Raw genomic sequence first — 20,844 nt, forward strand, 5'->3', positions numbered from 1 at the left:
TTTTCCCCTTTATTCCAAACACATGCTCTGCAAAGCTTCCCGTCTCGACTTTGTTAAGCCGAATTCCTCTGCAAAATAAGCATCATAACCTCCATACGTATTCTTGATAGATCCCAAAGCGGCTGACAAGAACGCTTCGTTAACCGTGAGGATATGGTTCAAATTTTGCAAAACTGCTTCGTCCGCATGTTCAGCCAACCGTTTCAGAAGATTCCTGTTGAACGATTTCATCGTCTCATTGCTTAAGAGATAGTCTTCCATGACCGTTTGTTCGGAGACACCCAGCGCAAGCAAGATGAGAGCGGCTCCGACCCCGGTTCGGTCTTTGCCCGACGTACAATGATGCAGTAGCCCCAATTGATCCGGATCCTGGATCGTTTCCATTAATCGTTTGAACGAATGATTGTTAATCGGAAGTTTCGTATACAATTCCGTCATGTAGGTTTCCGCGCAGAAACTTTTGAAGAAGTCGTTTTTAACCAATTCTTTCAGAAGATGGCCTTGCTGTTCCTCCCCTTCAGGAGCGGCCGGCAAATTCATTTGCTCATGCTGATCCTCAGTGTTCGCCGGTATCCGTATATTTTTTGCATTAGGGAGAACCGGATCCGGCATTATGCGCGATTCATGATCGCCGCGGTAATCGAAAACCGTTTTGATATTCAACGTTTGCAAGAATGTTAAATCCTGCTCCGTTAAACCGGTCAAGTGATCGGAACGAAAGAAAAGGCCGTATTTTACTTTGCGGCCATCGGACGTTCGATAGCCCCCCATATCTCGGAAATTATGCACGCCTTCGAAGGGAATGACCCGATTGGCGGGATATGCGGCAAATTGGCTTGTTGACATAGCTGCACCTCTTTAGCGAAATATTTATTATTCAAATCTCATCACCATAAAAATCCCCCCCTCTTCTCGATATGGCTTAAGAACAGAGGGGGAAGGCTTTTTTAATAATCACTGATCGTTCAGTTCGTTAGGTCTTTCCGGGATTGAAGGGTCAATACGGCCGGTACTAACCCTTCCGAAGACGCCTCAATGCGTATCTCTCCTGCCTCATCTAGTGACTGAATCAATGCCAAGGCGTAGCCATTGAACACGCTTCTCGTATCTCCTTTGTCCGATTCGTGACAACCCGGGTCTCCGTTCCCTAGACCAAGCAGCTTGCCTTCACCTGCTACATGGAACCGGATCAGGTTGCCCGCAACCGGTACTACCCTTCCCGATTGATCCCTCACCGAAACCGTGACCATGGATACGTCCTGGCCGTCAGCGAGCAGTTCCGACCGGTTAGCCTCCAAATGAACAGAGTATGCTTCCATTGTGGTCTCTTTCCGCTCTGCTGCTACCATCACGCCATCCCGATAAGCGATGGCTTCGAGAAGACCGGGTTCATAGGCTACCTGCCACGATAATGTGATCTCGCCCGCTTCAGTCTCCGCTTGCTTCTTGCCCAAGCTTTGGCCGTTCAACACCAGCTCCACTTCACTGCAGTTGGTATACACGCGGACCTCCACCTGCTGTCCCAGCCGATCCGGCCAGTTCCAGTGCGGCATAAGATGGACGATAGGCTCGTCCTTCCAGATCGATTGATAGAAATAGTAAGAGTCCTTGGCAAATCCGCAATAATCCAGGATGCCGAAATGCGATAGCACAGACGGCCACTGGAACGGCGTCGTCTCCCCGCGATAATCGAAACCCGTCCATACGAACAAGCCGCCCGAAAAACGGTTATTTAAGAAATAACGCCAGCTTCGTTCAGGTGTTGACGTGCCTCCCGCTCCGCCCAGATTGCCTACATCCACCTCCTTACCGAGCATCGTATATCTCGAGCCGTAGCTGGAGCACCGCCCGCCCTCTGGATCATCCTCATAGACGCCTCTTGCCGAGAAGAAGGAGACATTCTCCGTATTCAGGACTTTGGCTTCAGGATGGGACTGGAACCATTCACCGATCGTTTGACTTCCTTTTATAGACTCGGCATAATTAACGCCATTGACCTCAATGTCCATTCCTTGCTGACTTAGATTGGCAGCCGTAACAGGACGGGTGGAATCAATTCGCTTCGTCAAATCCTGAAGGCGCTTCAGCATCCGATTCGCTTGATAGCTGCCGCTGATCTTCTCTTCATTGCCGAGACTCCACATAAAGATGCTTGGATGGTTGCGGTCACGGTACAGCATGGATTTCAGATCATCGAGCTTGATCTCTGTACTCTCCGAGATCCGGTTCTCGTTCATAACCAGCATCCCGAGTCTGTCGCATGCATCGAGCAGCTCCGGTGCCGGCGCATGATGGGCGCAGCGGTAAGCGTTACAGCCCATTTCCAGCAGGCGTTTGATTTTATATTCATGCACACTGTCCGGCAGCGCGATGCCCACGCCGGCGAAATCCTGGTGATTGCAAGTACCTTTCACTTGTATGTACTTACCATTAAGGTATAATCCATTCTGACGGTATTCCACCGTACGGATGCCGAAAACGGTCCGATACGTGTCGACAATTTGCCCATCGTGAATCAGTTCAGTTATAGCTTCATACAGATGCGGCATGTCCAGCGACCAGAGCAGCGGATTCGCCACTTGAACCGATTGAAGAACCGTTTGCTTGTCGATTCCCGGCGTTTCGCAGTCGGATTCCGTGACGGCGACGAGTTCCCCATCCGGATTCAAAATGCTTGTTCGAATGCCGTACTTCATCGGCTGCGGATATTCGTTGCTTACCGTCGTTTCTACCGTAATCGCGGCCCTTTCATTGTCCATTCGCTCGGTTCTGACGAAGGTTCCCCAGCGGTCCACATGCAGGTAATCATGTTTGGTTAACCAGACATGGCGGTAGATGCCTCCGCCTTCGTACCACCAGCCTTCGTCTCCGCCTGTCGTATCCGTTCGGACCAGGATGACATTATCCCCTTCCTCATCCCCATATTTCAGCAGGTCCGTGATGTCATAATGAAAGCTGGTATAACCGCTGAGATGGTCGCCGACGAAACATCCGTTCACCCAAACCGAGCTGTTCCGCATTACACCGTCAAATTCGATGATGATCTTCTTACCTTCATCCTCCTGCGGAATTTGAAATACCTTACGGTAATAACCCACTCCATTGGGCAGATAACCTTGAAACGCGCCCCCGCGTTCCGGGTTGTACGGCTGTTCTAACCTCCAATCATGCGGTAGATTAACACCCACCCAGCCTGTAATCTTATCCTTTGGCGTATCCGAGCCGTAAATTTGGGCAATTTCGAAGTTCGGATCTCCCAGTAATTCTCGAGCGACATTCTGGGTGATACGTGCAGCTTCGCCGATTGCAAAGGGCTCATGTCTCTCCTCACCCAGCGCATTCGTCAGGCCGGCGATCATGCCGGCTTTTTTTACCGTCTTGACAATTTTCCCTACCTCACCGACATGAAACATCCAGTTCCGATCAAAATTTTCTCTGGTTCTCATAAACAACGGCTCCTTTTGCGTCTTAATCTTATTTTCGAAAGAGTATCTCCATAGCAATCAATCTTACTCGGCTGTATCTATTTTTAATTCTTTCGATTCGGCAGCCGGTTTCAAAGCAGGCAAATAACTGGATTCCGTCCACAGCACTATGTCCAGCGCCGTAATTTCTTCCAGCGCTTGGACGATATTTTCTTCTTGATGATTTTTGACCGTGAAGCAGAGTTGCATCGTAGGCATACCACCGGCCTCAGGCGGCGCGTGTTCATCCGGCATCATTTTGACGTTGGCGATTTGGATCCCTTGTTCGCCGAATTTGGAAGCAACCTTCCCAAGAACGCCTGGCATATCGATAATCGTACACTTGACCTCGTGCTTTTTGCGGTGGCGCATCAAATGTTTCTCCCACTTGTTCAGCACGAATAGACTGATAATGACGAAAAACGTACACAGAAATGCGACAAACAAAAACCCCGCTCCGACGCAAAGGCCGATTGCCGCCACAACCCAAACCGAGGCCGCGGTCGTGAGCCCTTTGATGACAGACCCGTTGCGCAGAATCGCACCCGCACCCAAAAAGCCGATCCCGCTGATCACCTGAGCGGCCAGACGGGCAGGGTCGATCCGGACGTTGGATTGGGCAACAAAGTCGGAGAATCCGTAAATCGAAAGCAGCATAATGGTGGTCGAGCCGAGACAGACGAGAATATGGGTGCGGAAGCCTGCCGCATGGTTGTTCCACTCCCGCTCGATGCCGACCAATCCGCCCAAAACTGCGGCGAGGACCATGCGTACGAACAAATCCCAATGACCAAGTTGCCAAACATTAGCAGCGGCGCCGGTCAATATCATCCCCCCCTTATTTCAAACATATATTTTGCAGAGTGTCCTGCCCTTGAAAAAGGAATTACGCGTTGCATGCCTATGCACTTCGTTGTTATTTTTTTGCGCCCGATTTCAACTCTTTTAAGATGGCTGCCATTTTCTCGTCCGTAAACATCGGATCGGAAAAATTGAAAAGCGACTTCAACGAAAACGCTTTGACATAGTCGATCTTCGGCAATGCCAAAAGATCCGGAAGATACCGCTCCAATACGCGACTGCTGCAATCATCGGCCAGCAACTGACCTACTGTTGTATACTCGTCAATCACTCGTTCTACAAGGAGAAAATTCCTGGATTTCAACCATGCTTCGCACAGCTTTGTCCATGCTTGCGCTTCCCGATGGCCGCCGGCCAGTCCGAGTCCATGAGGACCGCTTTCAAAAAGATGCATTTCGAAAGGAACCCTAAACTTCCTGAGCGCTGCCGCGAACATTAAACAATTCTCCGCCTGAACGACCGGATCGTCTGCCGTGATCCACATAAAAGTCGGCGGTGTTTCCTCCGTTACTTGCTTTTCACTTGATAACAGCTCGATCAGAGCACGGTCGTTCTGCCGCTCCCCCATCAATACCGACTTGCACGATGCATTTGTAAATTCGCCCATCGTAATGAGAGGATAACAGAGCACGAGCGCATCGGGACGGCTGCTGTATCGTTCGATCGGATCATTGGCTTGCGGATTGCCGTTGTCAAAGCTCGTACCTGCCATCGAAGCAAGATGGCCTCCGGCTGAAAATCCCAACATGCCGATTCGCTTGGGATCAATATTCCATTCAGTCCCTCTATGCCTGATCGTTCGTATGGCCCGCTGAGCATCATGAAGCTGGCTCGGATATTGTACCGGAGTAACCCTATAATGAAGGACAAAAGCCGAAATGCCGATCGCGTTCAACCACTTGGCGACAGGCTCGCCTTCATGATCGGCCCGATGTCTATAGCCTCCGCCAGGACAAACGATGACGGCAGGAAACGGTCCTTCCCCTTCCAGCAAGTACGGTGTTAAGCTGGGACAACCTTCGTTGAATCCCTGCAATGCGGGCTGGTCGTGCCACAAAGGAATGTTCATTGTTATGACTCCACCAACATACTTTTTATTTTTTCCGCAACGGCACTTCCGAGCTTCCGGTGTTGTTCCGCTTCGAAATGAATGCCGTCTGCATCACTGGAAACGATCACGGTCGAAGCATCCATGATAGAAGCTTCGGTATACGGACTAAGCATTGCGAATGCCTCGCTCAATTGTTTGGACTTCTCTTCCCCGCCCTTGAACATGCCTGCGAATAATCCAGTTTCCTTGACTGGCGGCGGAACTAGAATCAGAACCTGAGGGACTATCGTAATCCCCGGCCTTGAAAAAGTCGTTTTTACGAGTCCGGCAAGCGACAGGGTGCTCATCGCGATATCCAGCGCTGAGACGGAAAACCGCTCTTTCAAATCATTCGTTCCGAGCATGATCACGACAAGATCAAGCGGCCTGTGGGACAGCAGGCAGGTCGGCAAGTACTCTTTTCCGCTCATGATTCCATCGATCGGATCCGCCCACACTGTCGTCCTCCCAGGCAAACCTTCCTCGACAATGTCGTAGCCGTCTCCCAGTTCCTTACGCAGTACGCCCGTCCACCGAACATCCGCCGGAAACCGAACTCCTCGATTCTGCGGATCGGCTCCCCATGTATTTGAATCTCCGAAGCATAAGATCGTTCTCGTGCCGGTCATCTGTAAACACCTCCAAAATAATAGTGTCAACCTTTGACGGCGCCAACCGTCAGGCCTTTCACGAAATACTTCTGAAAGAATGGGTATACGACCAGCAGCGGAACGACCCCGATCGCGGCTATGGCCATGCGCATGGAGGTGAGCGGAAGATGACTTGTCGCGACGATCTCCGTAGATGACTGCAAAAATTGCGCATCGAGTAAAATCCGGTTGAGCATGTTTTGAAGGCTAAAGTACTGGCTGTCGGTAATGTAAATCAGCCCGTTAAACCAATCGTTCCAGTACATAATCGTATAAAACAACCCGACCGTAGCCAATACCGGCGTCGATAACGGCAATATGATTTTCAAGAAAATTTTCCATTCCTTCGCCCCGTCGATATAGGCGGATTCGATGATCGGCTTCGGAATCGAGGTTGCAAAGAACGTTCGCATCAGGATGACGAAAAAACCGTTCATCAACAGGTTCGGAATGATCAGCGCCAGTATCGTATTTTTCAAATTGAAGAAATTGGTGTATAGCAGGTAGGTCGGCACAAGGCCTCCGTTAAACAGCATCGTGAAAAATACGTAGAAGGACAGTATCTTGCGAAATGGCATCTCGGTCCGTGACAGCGGATAGGCAAGCAACGCCGTTAGCGTCAATCCTGCAGCTGTTCCGACCACCGTCACGAGAATCGTAATTCCATAAGCGCGCAGTATATTAGCTGAGTTCGTCCATAAATATTCGTATGCCGAAAAACTGACGGCTTTCGGGAAGAAAGCATATCCATCGCGAATGATTTCCATGTCGTCCGTAAGAGAAGCGGAGATCAGCAACCAGAATGGCATGATGCAGAAACATGTAAATGCCAGCATGACGATGTTGATCGTCCATTGATAAAGTTTACCGGATGATGGCATGGGAACGCCCCTTTCTAGAACAGTGCACTGTCTTTGTTGAATTTTCTCACGACCGCATTGGAAACCAGCACCAGAACAAATCCGACGAGCGCTTGATACAAGCCTGCGGCCGACGACATCCCGATATCGCCCATATTGATCAGCGCGCGGTACACATACGTATCGATCGTGTTCGTGACCGGCATTAAGGCGCCCGTGTTAAGCGGCACTTGGAAGAACAGGCCGAAGTCGGAATAGAAAATGCGCCCGATCGCAAGCAGCGTCATAATCGTAATAACCGGCGCAATGAGCGGAATCGTAATCGTTTTGATTTGCTGCCACCGGTTCGCGCCGTCAATTTTAGCCGCCTCATAGTACTCTTGATCGATGCCGATAATCGCTGCCAAGTAGATGATGCAAAGATGCCCTACGCCTTTCCAGGCGTGTACGATTGTCAGGATCCACGGCCAGTATTTCGTTTCGCTATACCAAGAGATAGGCTCTAGGCCGAACAAGGGGAGCAGAGTCTTGTTCATGAAGCCTTTTTCGACGTCCAGGAAACCGAGCACGAGGTAACCGACGATCACCATGGAGATCAAGTGCGGAAGCAGGATCATCGTTTGGTACGCTCTCGATAAAATGCGCTTGCGGATTTCATTCAGCAGGATCGCAAGCGAAATCGCGATTGCCGTATTCAAGACAATGAAGGAGAGATTATACAATAACGTGTTGCGGGTGATGATGTATGCATCCTTCGTCTTGAACAAATACTCGAAGTTCTTGAAGCCGACCCACTCGCTCCCCCATATGCCCTTCGCGAAATTGACGTCTTTGAACGCAATGGCGATGCCGAACATCGGCAAATAATTGTTAACGAGAAAGTAGAGTAGCCCCGGCAGCGTCATGAGCACGAGCATCCGGTATTTTTTTGCCTTCCTCATCTCAAGCCGCAATACCGACATTTTGCTTGCCTTCATACGTTACTACCACCTTTTGCTGTCATTGTTTTGTGCATGTTTTCATCTTATAGCAATTTGTCCGCCCCTACTTCCATGATCCCGACATCATATTTTTGAGTTTCCGACATCGGCTTGACTGTATCCGCGATGGCGTAAAAAATCCCCCCGTTCGAGACATTCCGTCTTTTACAGGAGGATCCGTCGGATTATTTATTGGCCGCTACCCAAGCGTCAAGCTGCTTTTGCTTCTCGGCAATGACCTTGTCGATGCCTGCCGCTTTCATTTGCTTGATATACTCGGGCAATACCTTAGCGGGATCCACCGTACCGGTCTCCAAAGCGAGAGCGTACTGGTCCCTCACATTCGTAAGAGCCGCGATTTCCGTCTTAACAGGCTCCGGATTGTAAGTGAAACCGAGCGCTTTCGATTTTTTCGAATTCTTAATGAATTCCGCCAGCTTCTGGTTACGGTCCGGATCTTCCCCGTTGAACACATAGGAGAGGAACATATTTCCGAATAGCCAGTTTTGGTAAGGGTAATAGCCGCTGTTCGAAGCGTTCACGCCCTGTGGGAAATCGATGATATCATCTGATTTTTTTACGTAATGCTGCCCTTCGATTCCCCAGTCGAGCAAATTGATAAAATCTTTGTCTGTATACATCAAATTAAGCAGCATCATAGACCTTTCCGGGTTCTGCGCGTTTCTGGGAATGCTCCACATATACGAGGTGATGTTGGTAGTGGTCGTGACGGCCGGCAACAGGCGCACCTCGATCAAATCTTGTCCTACACTTAAGGAATTTGCCGCTTGGCTAAATGGACTCATATGGTGGAACGTCGAGAAGGCTTTTCCTGCCTTCATCAAATTTTGCCAAACTTCATTACTGGTTGCCGCATCTTTAGCAATATATCCGGCCAAATACCATCTTCTTGTCGTATCCAGCAGCTTGGCATATTCTGGAGTTTCAACCCAATTGGCTACCCTCATCCCGTTATCGTGCGCCGGCAGCACACCGAAGCCGTCTCCCAAAGGATCCAGCATGCCACCGACGAAAGGGCTGCCGAGAATCGAGTTGGCAAACTTGATCACCGGAGTCACATCAGGCTCATTCTCCTTGATCACCTTGAATACGGCGTCAAGATCGTCCAGCGATCTGATCGCTTTCGTATCGATTTTGTACTTGTCCACAAGATCCTTGCGCATCGAGATGCCGTAGTCGTTCGCAAAGTCCCGAACAGTCGTTATCCCGTAAGATTTCCCGTTGATCCTGGTCGCTTTTAAGTAAGCCGGATCCAGATCGTCCAGCGCTTTTTGGGCGCCTTGACCGTATTTGGCAATGTAGTCGTCAAGCGCAAGATAGTTGCCCTTGGCCACTTGCTGCTCGTACGTGCCTCGGCCGCTTACGATGAGGTCCATTTTCTCGTTGCCGGACAGCATCAGTGTGGTTTGCTGCGCCCAGGCGCCTTTAGTGATCTGAACGAGCTTCACGGTCGCATTGATTTTTTCCTTCGTAATCTTGTTGATTTTTTCTTGTACGGCTTTCAAGTCTTTCTGCTCGCTGGCAACCGGAAACACCATCGTCAGTTCAACGGGCTTCAGGTCCGGATTCGCGCTGCCTGACAGTTCAGGAGCTCCGCTCGCATTCGGTTGGTTGCTCGAGCCCGAGCTGCAGGCCGTGACCAGAGTAGACGTTGCCAGCACGGAAATCAGAAGCATTGCAGCGCTCTTCATGCTTTTCTTCATGTATGAACCCCCTATTTTGATTGGTCTTGCCGCTTGCTATTATTATTTTATTGAAGTTCCCGTTTACCCGCTTTCAAGAATCCGTTCTCTCGGTTTCGAGATTCCGTCCACATAAAGAGAAAAACGCCAGTTGGCGTCCTTGATGTACATATTTCGTTTACATGCCTGAAGAGAATCTTTTCCGATATTCTTGAGGCGTCATCAAGACTTCCTTCTTGAAGAGGGTGGAGAAATAAGAGAAATTAGCGAAGCCAACCGCCAAAGCGACGTTGCTTATCGAAGTTTCCGATTTGGCCAGTAGTTCTTTCGCAAGATCGATCCTTTCTTTCAGAATATACTCCGATATCGAGAGACCTGTTTCCTTTTTGAAAAGCTTGACAATGTGGTCGGGACTGAGTCCAATGTAGTCGGCAATGTACTGTCTGGACATCTCCTGATCGATATTCGCCGATATATACCGCTTGATCTTTTCCACCACTGTCTCGTTCGAACCAAGCGCTTCGATGGAAGTCATTGCAAATTCAAGGACGTCCGTTACCCAGTCTTGCAGATTCTTGACGCTCTCGGCGGCAGACGAAATACGTTCCGGCGCGAAATGATCCGCTAAAATATCGTCCGTATACAACCCTTTCTGCTGAAGCGTATGCAGAACCATCTGTAGGAAGCTTAAATAAAACTGCTGCAGGCTTTTCGAGTTCAGCCCTTCGATCCGCTTAAGCGACTCCAGAAAATCTTGTGACTCAGCCATCAGCTTCTTCTTGTCCCCCTGCTTGATCAGCTCGGACCATATTCTCATCGGAGGCATGGGAGAAGGCGTTTCATTTGCCATTTTCTCGTCGATAAGCACGACCCGGTCGACGGCGTTCACTTGATTCTTTCTAAGCGCTACCAAATTTTCAACCATATCGCGCACGCCGTGTATCTCCGACGGTTGACCGATATAGCAGGACAAATGGCAATAAAAATATCGGTTACACGTCTCGATGAACAAATCGCAGCGTTTTATGAGCTCTTCGCGGAACTTCTCTCCGCTCGCCTCTATCGCATGTTCCGTAGAAAACACCGCCAATAACTGATTGGCCTTGACGCGAACGATGTGAGCCGTTGCAACTTGATGGATGACCAATTCCTCCAAGGCGTTCGTTAGCGCGTACTCCATAATTTGGGCATCACGAGCGCTCAGTTCTTTTTTCCAGTGTTGAATGCCGATCAAAATGGGTAAAAACTTCATCCTGCTCGTATACGGTATATTGTGCTTCCCGATAGCCTCCATGATTTTATCCGGCTGGGATGGAACGACCTGCTGCAGCACATCCTGCCAGAACCGCTCGATGACGATCGATGACGATTTCCGGTCTTTGCTTATTTTCTTGATCATCTCCGTCATGACTTGCTCCAGCTCTTCAGGTGGCGCAGGCTTGAGCAAATACTCGAAGCTCCCTAGCTGGATCGCTTTTTTCGCGTATTGAAAGTCGGCATGGCAAGTCAGAAAGACGCACTCCGTCCAAGGATGCTCTTCCCGTACCCACTCATAGAGCTCGAGTCCGCTTCCTTGCGGCATCTCGATATCGCATATCATCATGTCGAATGGATGTTCGCTAAACTTTTCCTTCGCTTGACGTGCATTGTTCGCTACAGATACGTGAATGATGCCGAATTTTGACCAGTTCACGCTTGCCTTGATGCCGTTCGCGGTAAATTCTTCGTCGTCCACGATCAATAACCGGTACATACTCTCGCCCCTATCCTTTCATGATCGGCAAAAAAATATCGACAATGGCGCCGTTATCGTTTGAAAACCCGATGCTCGCCTGACCCCCGTACAACAGCCGCAGTCTTTGCCGGGCATTCCAAATCCCGATATGCTCACCTTCTTCAGTCGCCAGCTTGATCTCTTGTCTCAGCTTCTCGAGCACCTCGTTCTCATAACCCATGCCCGTATCGCGAATGCGGATATGAAGCCGTTCCTCATCATTCCGGCTATCCCGTTCGATTGAAATCTCGATATGGGTAGGCTCGTCCGTGTTGACCGCATGCTTGATCGTGTTTTCTGCAAAGCTTTGAATGATCAGCGGGGGAATACAACAATCGAGCAGGTCATCCGGGACGGTAATGGCGTACGTCAAGCTTCCCGGAAACCGGATCTTCTGGATGTTCAAATAATTTTTCGTATGACCCAGCTCGTCCCGAATTAGAACATGATCCGTATGGCTGCGGAACATGAAACGGAAATATCTGATTAATGAGAGAGAAAGCTCTTGAATCAACCCGAATTTCCTCTCCTGGGCCAAATAATAAACGACATTCAGACTGTTCAAAAAGAAGTGCGGGTTGACTTGCAGCTGCAAATGCTTCAGCTCCGCTTTCTGATTAATCAATTGCTCCTCATAGACATCGATTTTCAGCTTCTGAATGTCGGTCACCATGCTGTTGAACATCTCGTTCATCAGTTCGAATTCGTTAGAGGTCGGTTTCTTCGCTATTCGCATCTCCAAGTGACCCTCTTTGATCCTGCGCATGGCCAGTACGATTCGGTTAATCGGACGGAGTACGACTCTCCTCATGTAATAGAAGGCAAGCAGTAAGATCAAGACGGTCCCTGCCGCGATTAGTGAAATAATCCTCTGCAAATAAGGCAGCTTCTGGAGAATGCCTTGATCGGGAACCACAGCGACCAGTCCGAAATCCCCTTTGCCGGAATGCTCTCCGATCACCAGATACCCTTCATCGAAACCGCTTAAACGGTACGACTTAGGCGTATAGGAAAGATCGATTCCCTGTTCTCTAAAAAATGATTCGTCCTTTAGCGGCTTGTGGTTGCCATCGACCAGCAGTGCTCTCCCATCGGCGCCGAGATCCAAAAGATTGAGCGGCCCCGTCACATCCTGCGTATTTACGCCAGCCCCGATATATAAACCACCAACCTTTATGATATATAACAAATAATCCTTTTTATTAGCGCGAAATACGGACCACTTCCCTGTCTGAAAACTCTCTGCCGATTGCCCGTCATCAATAAGCCAGACGATGGCATCCTTTATAGGCTGATTGTCGGCGTCAGCCGAGCCTGCCTGCTTGGGGGCAAATACCAAATCGTTGTTAATGGGCGAATATATGAAAAAATAGTCGAGTCCCTCGTAGTAAGTCGCATTATTCACCAATTGTTTGAATTGCCAAATGCGTTCCATTTTATACAAATCGATATCGATCTCAGGAGACCGATCGAGAACGTGCAGTCCTGTTTCCTCCGAGGCATACTTCAGCAAATAGCTGTCAATGTCGGCTAACGACTTGTCGATCAACCCCATATAGAGGCTGATCATGTTGCTGTTAGATTGCGCGACCTGGTTGCGAACAACCTGGATCGAATAGAAGTTTGTATAAATCAGGAAGAGAACAATCGGCAGCATAATAAGCATGAGTCCCGTGATCAGCTTAAATCGGAGCGAATTGAATATTGTAGAAGGTGGTTTTCTCATGTTGTCCATGTTCCCTTCGTCCCTTTAATGATAATTATTTTACCACATAGACGGCATGACTTTTACGGCTCGTTTCCCCTGATCGTCTTGACAATGATACCTGTTTGCCAAAAATGTTCCTTGTGTCTTGCAATCTATTCGTTTCTAGTCAGTTTATAGCGCCTATAGTCATTTGTGGTAATCTTACCCTTCATAATAAATGTATAGATGGGTTGCCTGCTTTCAAGATTCCGTCATACTCTTTTTGAGTTTCCGAATCATCAGACCTCTCCCATTCATCTCAAACAGCATTTCTAAACCCAACTCCTCAAGAAGGGTTTAGAAACAAAGAAAACGCCCGTTCCATCCAGGCACGGACCAATGACATGAGATGACGTTTTATCGTTCAAACAAGGCAACCGCAAGATGTCCTTAGGTTTCTTGGTTAATTCCTCTTCAGGAATTCCAGTCCATAGGGATAGCTCTCCATTGGTGGGATACCCTTTCTCTTGCACAATTTTGTCATCTACAATGACTACGAGCAATACATCCGGTCCCTTTTCAGCAAGGAGTTTATTAATTACTTGGTTAGAAACAAAAGCATCCGGCTCGCTAGCCAAGTTAAACCGGGAGATATCAATCCCTTTGGTTTTTAAATGATGAACCGCGGATGAAAATCCGGATTAATTCACGCTTGGTCCACATACATCGGTTGAACAACACATTGCCGGATCATAAATTTGAATCTTTTTCATGGCTTTGACCAGTAATTTGAAAGTCTGAGCGATAATACTTATGTCATCTACATGCGTCTGTTCCATTACTTTATCCACCACCTTTATTTTATATCCTTAAATCATTATATAACTATGTGATTATATATCATGCTTTACTAATGATCTATTCACAAATCAACCCTTCACGGAACTGCTTCTTTTATTTCAAAATTTATTTGCTTCTCATATCAGAAATGCTGGAAGATTTGTTGTATATTAGTTGGGAAAGATCCTATCCTTGAAAGGATGTAATAATTTGAAAGAGAACAGTAGTATTCGTGAAGTTACACGTTTATCTGATGCCATATTTCATGAAGAATATGGTATAAACCCACAAATGGATCTTGACAACATATTAAAAACCAAAGAATACGAAAGTAAGGAACTGATTCATCAACATGTAGATGATCAGATGGTACTCTATGATAGAGGTTTGCAGGCAATTATTAATGTCCATGAAATCCTTGAAGATTTACATCAAACGACTCACCAACATTTTACCTTCTTAGTACTCTCCGGGAAAATATGCACCACTTTGATAGCTATCCGCAAAATGCTTGAAACCGGATTATTAGATGCAGCAAAGTGCTTAAACCGATCATTAATTGAAAGCATCGATTTATTTTATACCAGCCTGATTAATCCTGATTTTAATGCTAACTACGGAAATACCAAAGAGCTATACGATAACAACGAATTTTGGTACGAAAATATAAATCGCGGAAAATTAAAAAAGGAAATAAAGAAATTATTTGAGACTCTAGGCAGTGCGCCAGAATTAATCGAACATTTCAATCAAAGGAGGAAGGATCAACAGGATTTTCTATCCAACTCTATTCACAGCTCCTTTAATTCCACGATGTCTAATTATGTCATGATGAAAATAGATTTCTCGGGATTTTCCAGCGATATATTCGGTAAGGTTACAACCGGCTATCCAAACATTTTAAATAAACTCTTAGATGAAATGTACTTATACTTACAGATTTTTGGATCCTCTATCATAAATAAGCTACCTTCATTAGGTTTGAGTGATATTTCACAATATCCCGTATTTCTTTATAACGCTCAAACTTTTGAAGGATTTTATACCGAATACTTTGAGGTGTTTGAAAAACAGGTAGAAGATATTAGGGGAATTTTTGAAGAGTTACAAAAGCATTTTTCGAATAATCCTCAATAACTGACATAAAAAAGAAGGCCTTAAAGGCCTTCTTTTTTGTTAGCGTAGTTTTTTGACAATCCTTATATAAGCTTAATAAACCGGGAATAATTTATAGTAGGGATCTTAAGGAAGGGAATGATTAGTGCGTGAAAAAAATGCATAAGCTTCTATTGATGTGCTTTCTCAGTGTTTTGTTTTTTTCTTCACCGGTTTCTGCGGAGCCGCAAAAGGTTTCAGAACATAATATTACCGATGCATTTTTAGCAACTATTGCACCCGCAATTGGGAATGCTCTGACTGGTTATTATGGAGAACTTAAACAGTTCGGACTTTACGATGCAAAGATTGTTAGTCTGGAAAGAAAAACACAAGGGGGGTTCGACTTCATTTGTAAAGTTACAGTGACTACCTTTGAAGAAGCTCACAACCCTCCATATGGAGACGACATTCTTACACTGGATATTTCGGCAGGGAATATATATGTAATAAAATTCGAACATAAAGATAAGTGAACCAACGTGCAATTAAATAGAGTACATAAAAAACTGCCAATAAATCATTGAGTTTGTTAAAGTGGTTAAAAAATAGTTTTATATACAAAAAAGAAGGCCTTTAATGGCCTTCTTTTTTGGAAGCATAATTTTGCCGCGGGTTATTGGAAGCATATCCTTGCCGCAGCGGCAAAATTATGGTTCATGTCACAGCAGCACACAATGGTTAGACTGATCGCCCCGTCCGTTCATTAAAACAGTGGTGCAGTTGGCGGAACGGGTGGTGCTTGAAAGTGGAGTTGAGGTAACATTCACTTTTGTCATCGGATTGCAGAGCTGAGCAAATACCACGAGCTACTCCACCCCACCCTCGCAAAAAGCATCGAGAAGACATACTACACCAGGAACATAACGAAAATGATCTCCGTCTTCGGATACAAATCAAGCTGTTACCTCATGATACTTCTGAAGTTGGCTATTGCATGAAATATAAACTTATCTGTTGCCTGTTCTACATTGAAATGGTTATTGTTACAAAGTACGAGTTATGGTACGATTTTCCTATTGAAAATGACGATATTAAAATAGGTGAACCGACATGTTGATTAGACCGAGACTTAACGATTTTCATGATCTGCCATTTACGCAAGAAGAAGTGGATTTCGCAATTCCATTTCTTGATGAAGATATTCCGCTATATTTAGATCCATTTTTATTGTGGAAATCACCATCAATGCAAGACAACGCTTTACACGCCATCATTTCGAATTCATTCAATTATTTAGGTCATCTAATTAAGAAGAATAATGAAAAAGAAGCGGCGGAGATTTTGATTCGAGCGTCGGAATGTACTGAAGTTGGATTAGGCACTTCGACTAATAAAAGTGGAATGAGAATCGGAGAGAAAACAGCAACTTCGATTTTATCGCTCTTCAAGTCTGTTCCTCAGGTCACAGAAGGCGGATTCACTCATTTTGAAGAAATTCAGCTTTATGTCGATCAGATTTCAAAAGATCGTGTGAGTGACATTTCCTGCAACTTTTTGAAATCGTTTTTAATTGATTTCACGATCCAACAGTGTGATAAGCATAAAATACCAATGGTAAAGACAAGAATCCACGATTTGTACGATCATAAAAAATATCAGATTGTTGAAGAGGATGCATACTTACCTATTAATCCTGAAACTAAAAAGCCGGTGTTGCTTGTTCCAAAGCGATGGCTTCGCTATATTCCGTGGATTAACTATGAAGACTACTTTGATGGTTATTTCGTAAAAGAGGTTTGGCAAGACAAAGATAACGTACCTTCTAGAGTTGAAATTTTGGAATACAACCGAAAAAACTATGATGTGGTTCAAAACTTTATCAAGATGAAAGAAAGAACATCTGAAGATTGCAAAAATGATCCACTGTTTAAATCAATACCGATTACATCAGCCAAAAGAAAGTTAAATGAAATTATAAAATTGCCATCCGGTAAAACCGATAATGCAGATAAAAAATATGAAGATCATGTTTGCCAGCTCATGGCTTCTGCGCTTTATCCTCATTTGGATTTTGCTCAAGCACAAAGCAGAACGGATTCTGGAGCTTTAATACGAGATCTGATTTTTTATAATAATCGTTCATTCGATTTTTTAAAAGATATATATGACGATTACAAAAGCAGACAAATCGTGATGGAATTAAAAAATGTCGCCAAGGTTGAAAGAGATCATGTCAATCAGCTCAATCGTTATCTTACGGACTCATTTGGCAGCTTTGGTATTTTAATAACAAGAAACCCTTTGCCAAAGCCAATCTTTAAAAATACGATTGATCTCTGGTCAGGTCAACGAAAATGTATAATTGCACTGACCGATGAGGATATAAAATTGATGGTTTCCGTGTATGAAAGTAAACAACGACATCCAATAGAGGTTATCAAAAAGAAATACTTAGAATTTAGACGAAGTTGTCCGTCTTAATCTTTTTTAGGAGGATAAATCATGAGCATTAATGTTAACGCATTTGAGAAAGTTCAAGCTCAACTTCAAGGGCTGTTTGATGAAGTCGGCACGCTTTCCAAGAAAAAGCCCGATGATGCCATTAATAAGTTCAAATTGAAAATTATTAATCCTATATTGGCGGAAGCAAACAAACTATTAACGGGAGATTATAAACCGTTTTCAGATTTTGGACAGTTTGATGAGGATAGTCTTCCGACCAATAGTGATACTGTTTTAATTTTGTCCCAGTACCTTAACTGCTTAGAAAAGCTTAGAGCGGATAACATCAAAGTATATGTCGGACACTGGTATTGGGTGGAAAACGGAAACCAAACTGATATTCGAACGGCCCCACCAAAGAAAATAACCTGGTAGCTTGTTAAGGGAGGATTAATTGACTATGTCAAAAGCAAGAAATACAGACTTGCCTACTGAAGCAATTGCTGCTAAGTATGATATGCTGTCTCCGATGTTAGATTCTGCATTATTGGAAATGCGTGAATTTTCGAAGAAGAAGCAAGATGGTGTTTTAAATCCATTAAAGGTAAAAGTGTTAAACCGATTACTGTCTGATATTAAAGAAATATTAAGTGCCGACCCAAGCACTGAATATTTAGATATACTGGACGACGAGTCACTGCCGCAGAACAGTGATGCTGTTCTAATTCTTGGTCAATTTAGAGCAGCTATGAACCAATTTAGAGAAAAATACTATGGTTACTATGGTGGGACCCGTCGATGGTTAACGGTAGAGAAACCCAAAAATTAGCAACGTATGCTTTCTGTATGGATGGAGAAATTGCTTAGCTTTTAAAAATCACATAATTTATTCAAAGAAGCGAGAGCACCTTGCTGTCGCAAGACAAGGACATTGTTCCATCCAAAGTCGCTATAATAGCGACTTTTTTGTTCTAAGAAACCAAGTTCTGGTCCCAAGCTAATAACAAGAACAGTGTTTTATCCAGGGTTGCGTTCTAGGAGGGCTATACAGCCGCTAATACATCGCAACCTAGACACCAACCCCTTACTTCCAATGACTCAACAAGGGATTGCTAGCACCTTAAAATGGGCAAAATCAAAACCTGGCGAGAAACACCCTCTTATGTGAAAAGGTTAGGGAACATTTCCTTGAGTTTATCTTCTTTCTGAGCTTCGCTTCGAGGGTCTGAAAATGCTTTTTTCAAATGTTGTTGCTCAACATTTGTATTTATATATATTTCTTTGTTGAAATCAAGAAGATTGCTTTGTATGGCTTTCTCTTCTCTCAAGTGTGGGAAAGCACTCGATACAACCAAGGTCTTGTACAAATTTTCATAATGAAGAACTTGATGTTTTAACTTATCTAATTGGAACTTTTGTTTTTGAACCGTTGTCTCTAGCTTACTTATGTCTTTAGCATTTCTTTTCAATTCCTTGTTTTCTAAGTAGAAACTACGCAATGTTTCTATGATAGCGTGTAGTTCCTGTACAATCTTCTCTTTACTGTTATTTTTGTTGCTGAAAAGCTCCTCGATATCCGGGAAGTAAATGTCCATATCTGCTTGTTCGGTTGATTGCATGATGGGTGCATTCAATTCTTGAATATAATCAGCAATTCTCCTCTTCCAGGTATTCCGGCTAATCCCTGTTTCTTTTTCTAACATGAGAAACGATAATTTCTGCCCCTTATATTTAGTTTTAATTTGAAGTGCCATTTCTTTTAGCTTTTGATCTTCAACAGCCTTAGGTCTTCCTTTATTATTTTTCATAGTGATTCTCCAATAATGTAGAATTAACGACTGAAAGATGGTCCATCATTTGCACCAATCTTTGAGACGCAGCATTTAATTGTTCTTGCCCTGTTTTTTGATGGGATAAGTTCTTCAAGTCATAGTACATATGCTTGCTGATCGTCAGCATGAATTCTGTTGTTTCTCTAACTTTCTGAGTTAATAGGTCAGAGTAATCTTTGAGCCAGCGAATTCCCATTTCGATTTCATTTACTGGCGGTTTGAAAATATAGTTAGGGCAAACTCTGCAATCTTCAGCACAACCTTCGGGGAAATCAATTTCTTGATAACTACAGAAGCCATAAGTCGTCGAACGGAAGCTGATTAAATCTTCATATTCGTAGATTTTCCCTCTATCAATTAACTCCCTTGTTTTGCCCAGTAAGGGATCGCCGATGTTTTTTTTGAATGTTACCTTCGATTTTTCCTGAGCCATTAAATAAACCTGAGACTGAATGTAATGGTCGATATGGGAGTAGTAGTTTTGCTGTACCCCAAGAGTATCGTGACCAGCCATGCGAGCGATGGATAGCATATTGAAACCTTGTAAGAACAAATTCATGATGGCAAAATGTCGTGTATCGCCACAGGTGACCCTATCTACTGGCTCATCATGTAGGATTTCATCGTAAAAATCATCAATAAGACGCTGAAGATACTTATCAATTAATCGATTTTGCTTACCCTTGCGTTGTTGTATAGTTTGATACGGTCTAATCAAATATCTGACATATGCATCAAACGGAATCAGGTATTCTGAATGAATGTTTAAGCTTTCGAGAGTATCGATGTATTTATTAATTATTGAATACATCTCGTAGTTAATCTCTAGTGTATCTGTCACATCAACTTTAAAGGGTGAATCCGCTTGTTTCTTTTCACGAGGAATGTTAATCCAGTACGTTCCATCATTCCTCTGTTCAATACAATTCTTCCGCAATGTTAGAAATTCGATGACACGCATTGGTATAACATTGGTTAGTTTCCACCATATATAAACTGGGAAGAAACGAACATGTTCTTCTCCATAAGAAGTATAACTGAAGAAATCTATGATATGTTCATCAAATATTAGAATATCTCTATAATCAGGCAGATCCCGGTTTCTTCTATTAGGCTTAGGGATCGAGTCGCAGACATTGTTAATTTCTGAAGCCTTGTTGTGATTATAAAATAAAAAGAAATTCTTGATGATTGATGCATTTCCATATGCAACCAACGGAGTTTGTTGAAGTAAGTAAGTCTCCAAATTTGCGATATGTTTGAACCCGTTCGAAGCCAAAGCCGAATATTTCAAAGCTTGAAGCATGTTATGACAAGAAGAAACTGCCCTGCCACTTGCTCTCTTAAGCAGAACATAACCTTTTAATGCAAGGTTTAGTTCTTTAAATACCTCTAAATTAAAGTGGAAAGTAACATCTCTGTCTTTGTGAGGGTCAGGAAAAAACCATACACTATCTTCAAATGATGCTGCGTTAATAATCTTATGTTCCTTTAGGTATTCGTAGTGCTCTTCAAAATCATGCTTAGACATACTTTGAAAAAACACATTTTCAATTGCACTTA

At 44.6% G+C, this 20,844-nt stretch carries 17 protein-coding genes and 1 pseudogene; 5 read left to right on the forward strand and 13 right to left on the reverse strand.

The annotated features are described in order from the left end of the window. Positions 1-9: 9 nt before the first annotated feature. The 11 genes and pseudogenes from AC2TF6_RS25440 to arsD all read right to left on the reverse strand — a co-directional run. A complete protein-coding gene (locus AC2TF6_RS25440; RefSeq protein ID WP_042226132.1) occupies positions 10-846 on the reverse strand; it encodes a tyrosine-protein phosphatase in 837 nt (278 codons plus the stop codon). 119 nt (positions 847-965) lie between these two features. Further along, a complete protein-coding gene (galA, locus tag AC2TF6_RS25445) occupies positions 966-3,446 on the reverse strand; it encodes a beta-galactosidase GalA (RefSeq protein ID WP_491309035.1) in 2,481 nt (826 codons plus the stop codon). 63 nt (positions 3,447-3,509) lie between these two features. Continuing rightward, a complete protein-coding gene (locus AC2TF6_RS25450) occupies positions 3,510-4,289 on the reverse strand; it encodes an MgtC/SapB family protein (RefSeq protein ID WP_491309036.1) in 780 nt (259 codons plus the stop codon). A gap of 91 nt (positions 4,290-4,380) precedes the next feature. Continuing rightward, entirely contained in the window at positions 4,381-5,394 is a 1,014-nt protein-coding gene (locus AC2TF6_RS25455; protein WP_491309037.1) for an alpha/beta hydrolase, read from the reverse strand. A gap of 2 nt (positions 5,395-5,396) precedes the next feature. Beyond that, on the reverse strand, positions 5,397-6,044 hold the full coding sequence (locus AC2TF6_RS25460; RefSeq protein WP_491309038.1) for an SGNH/GDSL hydrolase family protein: 648 nt from the start codon (positions 6,042-6,044) through the stop codon (positions 5,397-5,399). A gap of 26 nt (positions 6,045-6,070) precedes the next feature. Next, positions 6,071-6,946: a carbohydrate ABC transporter permease gene (locus AC2TF6_RS25465; RefSeq protein WP_491309039.1), complete on the reverse strand. Its 876-nt coding sequence runs from the start codon at positions 6,944-6,946 to the stop codon at positions 6,071-6,073. Between the two features lie 14 nt (positions 6,947-6,960). After that, entirely contained in the window at positions 6,961-7,902 is a 942-nt protein-coding gene (locus AC2TF6_RS25470; RefSeq protein WP_491309040.1) for an ABC transporter permease, read from the reverse strand. 188 nt (positions 7,903-8,090) lie between these two features. Beyond that, positions 8,091-9,629 (reverse strand): ABC transporter substrate-binding protein, encoded by a 1,539-nt coding sequence (locus AC2TF6_RS25475; protein WP_491309041.1) that lies wholly within the window; start codon positions 9,627-9,629, stop codon positions 8,091-8,093. A gap of 157 nt (positions 9,630-9,786) precedes the next feature. Beyond that, positions 9,787-11,361 (reverse strand): response regulator, encoded by a 1,575-nt coding sequence (locus AC2TF6_RS25480; RefSeq protein ID WP_491309042.1) that lies wholly within the window; start codon positions 11,359-11,361, stop codon positions 9,787-9,789. A 10-nt stretch (positions 11,362-11,371) separates the two neighbouring features. Next, entirely contained in the window at positions 11,372-13,108 is a 1,737-nt protein-coding gene (locus AC2TF6_RS25485; RefSeq protein ID WP_491309043.1) for a sensor histidine kinase, read from the reverse strand. Between the two features lie 395 nt (positions 13,109-13,503). Further along, positions 13,504-13,842 (reverse strand): annotated as a pseudogene (arsD, locus tag AC2TF6_RS25490) (arsenite efflux transporter metallochaperone ArsD); the annotation flags it as partial. Between the two features lie 277 nt (positions 13,843-14,119). Here arsD and AC2TF6_RS25495 point away from each other — a divergent pair. From AC2TF6_RS25495 to AC2TF6_RS25515, 5 genes are all read left to right on the forward strand, one after another. Then, positions 14,120-15,046, forward strand: a complete 927-nt coding sequence (locus tag AC2TF6_RS25495) for a hypothetical protein (protein ID WP_491309044.1) — start codon at positions 14,120-14,122, stop codon at positions 15,044-15,046. A gap of 137 nt (positions 15,047-15,183) precedes the next feature. Beyond that, positions 15,184-15,540, forward strand: coding sequence for a DUF3888 domain-containing protein (locus AC2TF6_RS25500; RefSeq protein WP_491311718.1), 357 nt, complete (start codon positions 15,184-15,186; stop codon positions 15,538-15,540). Positions 15,541-16,117: 577 nt separating this feature from the next. Continuing rightward, complete coding sequence (locus AC2TF6_RS25505) at positions 16,118-17,488, forward strand: DUF8370 family protein (RefSeq protein WP_491309045.1); 1,371 nt, start codon at positions 16,118-16,120, stop codon at positions 17,486-17,488. A 21-nt stretch (positions 17,489-17,509) separates the two neighbouring features. Next, positions 17,510-17,884, forward strand: coding sequence for a hypothetical protein (locus AC2TF6_RS25510; RefSeq protein ID WP_491309046.1), 375 nt, complete (start codon positions 17,510-17,512; stop codon positions 17,882-17,884). A 25-nt stretch (positions 17,885-17,909) separates the two neighbouring features. Continuing rightward, on the forward strand, positions 17,910-18,278 hold the full coding sequence (locus AC2TF6_RS25515) for a hypothetical protein (RefSeq protein ID WP_491309047.1): 369 nt from the start codon (positions 17,910-17,912) through the stop codon (positions 18,276-18,278). A 331-nt stretch (positions 18,279-18,609) separates the two neighbouring features. Here the strand turns inward: AC2TF6_RS25515 and AC2TF6_RS25520 are convergent, their stop codons facing one another. Then, positions 18,610-19,257, reverse strand: coding sequence for a hypothetical protein (locus AC2TF6_RS25520; protein ID WP_491309048.1), 648 nt, complete (start codon positions 19,255-19,257; stop codon positions 18,610-18,612). Beyond that, positions 19,247-20,812, reverse strand: a complete 1,566-nt coding sequence (locus AC2TF6_RS25525) for a site-specific integrase (protein WP_491309049.1) — start codon at positions 20,810-20,812, stop codon at positions 19,247-19,249. Before AC2TF6_RS25525 ends, AC2TF6_RS25520 begins: the two co-directional genes overlap by 11 nt. Positions 20,813-20,844: the final 32 nt, after the last annotated feature.

The organism is Paenibacillus sp. JNUCC 35, assembly GCF_058269095.1.